At 37.1% G+C, this 458-nt stretch carries 1 protein-coding gene; it reads left to right on the top strand.

Going from position 1 to position 458, the window contains the following annotated elements:
- On the top strand, positions 1-458 hold a 458-nt coding region (locus tag FUA24_RS10785; RefSeq protein ID WP_148542198.1), incomplete at both ends, for a glycosyltransferase.

Raw genomic sequence — 458 nt, forward strand, 5'->3', positions numbered from 1 at the left:
GTATCGGCAACACCAGAACTAGGAAAACCAGATACTGGCGGACAAGTAGTTTATGTACTTGAATTAGCTGATAGATTTAGCCGACTAGGAAGAAACGTAGATTTAGTTACACGCCAGTTTGAAGACCAACCTGAATATGATCATGTAGATGAAAATTTTAGTGTTTGGCGCATTCCTTTTGGAGGTAAAGAATTCATTAGGAAAGAAGACATGCACGACCATTTAAAAAAGTTTGTAACTAACACTTTAGCAGCTATAAAAAAGGAACGTAAAAAGTATGATATAGTATATTCACATTACTGGGATGCAGGTTGGGCAGGACAAAAAATAGCTGAAGAATTGGGTATATCACATGTACATACACCGCACTCTTTAGGTTGGTGGAAACAACACACCATGGGTAGTGATATGGATGAAAAAGAAATGGAAAAAACCTACCGTTTTAAAGAGCGTATTAG

The sequence above is a fragment of the Seonamhaeicola marinus genome (genome assembly GCF_008085455.1).